This window comes from Colwellia sp. (genome assembly GCF_013215345.1).
Taxonomy (GTDB): Bacteria; Pseudomonadota; Gammaproteobacteria; order Enterobacterales; family Alteromonadaceae; genus Colwellia.
The window spans coordinates 1-2,104 of record NZ_JABSOV010000248.1 but is presented as its reverse complement, the minus strand read 5'-3'; the positions used below and the strand labels follow the sequence as shown (position 1 = coordinate 2,104).

Annotated in this window: 3 protein-coding genes; 1 reads left to right on the top strand and 2 read right to left on the bottom strand. The window is 40.5% G+C overall.

Annotated features, from left to right (window positions below):
* Window positions 1–386, top strand: a 386-nt coding sequence (locus tag HRT50_RS18715) for an FAD-dependent oxidoreductase (RefSeq protein WP_291617329.1), incomplete at its 5' end; no start/stop codon positions are given.
* Window positions 387–531: 145 nt separating this feature from the next.
* Here the strand turns inward: HRT50_RS18715 and folA are convergent.
* Window positions 532–1,059, bottom strand: coding sequence for a type 3 dihydrofolate reductase (gene folA, locus HRT50_RS18710; RefSeq protein WP_291617327.1), 528 nt, complete (start codon window positions 1,057–1,059; stop codon window positions 532–534).
* Between the two features lie 156 nt (window positions 1,060–1,215).
* Window positions 1,216–2,104: Obg family GTPase CgtA (gene cgtA / locus HRT50_RS18705; protein WP_291617325.1), on the bottom strand; the 889-nt coding region annotated here is incomplete at its 5' end.

The window sequence follows — 2,104 nt, the reverse complement described above, 5'->3', positions numbered from 1 at the left end:
ACATTCAGCCACTTGATATTGCTGTTGATGGGCAAGGCAAGACTATCGGCGTTAAGTTTGTTAAAACACAATTAGGTGCGCCTGATGCAAACGGTCGACGTAACCCTGAGCCTATTGCCGGCAGTGAGTTTGTCATGGAAGCCGATGCAGTAGTTATCGCCTTTGGTTTCTTACCAAGCCCGCCTAAATGGATGGTGGATGCTGGTGTAGAATTAGATTCACGTGGCCGTGTTATTGCAGTTGCTAGCTCTGACTTTGCCTTACAAACCACTAAACAAAACGTCTTTGCTGGTGGTGATATGGTATTAGGCTCTGACTTAGTGGTTACTGCGGTAGATCAAGGCCGTAAAGCTGCCATGGGTATTTTAGATTATGTCACTCAATAGCTATAATTAGGTGAGTTACCTTAGCTAAATAGGTAATTTCCTTAATTAAGCACTTAATAAACAAAAAGCTGCACGCTAATAACGTGCAGCTTTTTAATTATCTCTATACCTTGTAAAAGGATACTAGCAAGCAGGTTAAGTTTAATTACTTAGCGGTACGCTCATAGACACAAAAATCTAATTGATGGATATTCTTTTCATCACTGTCGCGTATTTCACTACTGACCTTTTGCCAGCTAGCATCATCATAATTGGGGAACTGGGTGTCACCAGCAATATCCGCTTTAATATGAGTGACATATAATCGATCCGCTTTAGGTAAACAATGCGCATAAATAGCACCGCCGCCAATAACCATAATCTCGTCAACCGCGTCACTACCATCAGAGCCATTAACCAAGGCCAATGCTTGTTCAACTGAAATAACAGTATCGACACTATCAGCACCCTTGCCTTGCGGTATGTAGTTTTCATCACGAGAGATAATAATATTACGTCGCCCAGGTAAAGCCCTACCAATGGACTCAAAGGTTTTACGCCCCATAATAATAGGCTTACCCAAGGTCACTTTTTTGAAGTAAGCTAAATCGGCTGGCAAGTGCCATGGCATAGTATTATCTTTGCCAATGATATTGTTATTAGCCGTGGCAACTATCATAGATAAAATGGTCATCTGAAACTCTCAAAATTATTTTTTGGTATTATCGCTAGTAAAAGGCGGAATAAAACACTAAGTAAAAAGACAAAAAACACTGGATTATACGCATAAAAAAACACTGCTTTAAGTAAATAAACCAGTGCTTATAATATCAATTATTGTGATAAAAACTTATTGGCGATATTCTACTTCAACATCGTAGTCATCTTCATTCCAGTCTTCATCATCTAAGTCGTCATCTGCTTCATGAGCAGCTATCGTATCTTCATGATAGGTGTCCCATTTAAATTCAACAGTTTTACCGTCAATCACTTCTTCCTCTTCAGGAGGTAATTCTTCGATAAAGGTCATCACTTTTTGTGATAACTCTTTTGTTCCCGTGCGATTAAATGCCGAGATGCTATGCACCTGACCTTTCCAGTCAAGACCAGCTAAAATTGCATCAGTAATTTCTTTAGCTTCTTCTTCAAGCACTAAATCAAGCTTGTTAAAGACAACCCAACGCGGCTTGCCTGCTAATTTTGCATTATGCTGTTCTAGTTCACTGATAATGACTTTAGCGTTCTCTAATGGGTCTGTGCCATCAATAGGCAGAATATCAATAACGTGTAGTAATATACGACAACGCTCAAGATGTTTGAGAAACTGCGTTCCTAAACCAGCACCCTCAGCTGCACCTTCGATAATGCCAGGAATATCGGCAATAACAAAACTACGCTGGGTATCTAAACGTACTACACCTAAATTAGGCACTAAGGTAGTAAATGGATAGTCAGCCACTTTCGGTGTTGCTGCTGAAACGCTGCGAATTAGGGTAGATTTACCGGCATTAGGTAAACCAAGCAGGCCAACATCGGCAAGCAATAGTAACTCTAATTTTAAGTTACGGATTTCACCCGGTGTGCCATCTGATTTTTGACGAGGCGCTCGGTTAGTACTGCTTTTAAAGCGAGTATTACCTAAACCATGCCAACCACCTTTAGCAACTAGAAGTTTTTGACCTTTATGGGTCAAATCACCAATTTGCTCACCGGTATCTTGATCGACTACACGAGTACCA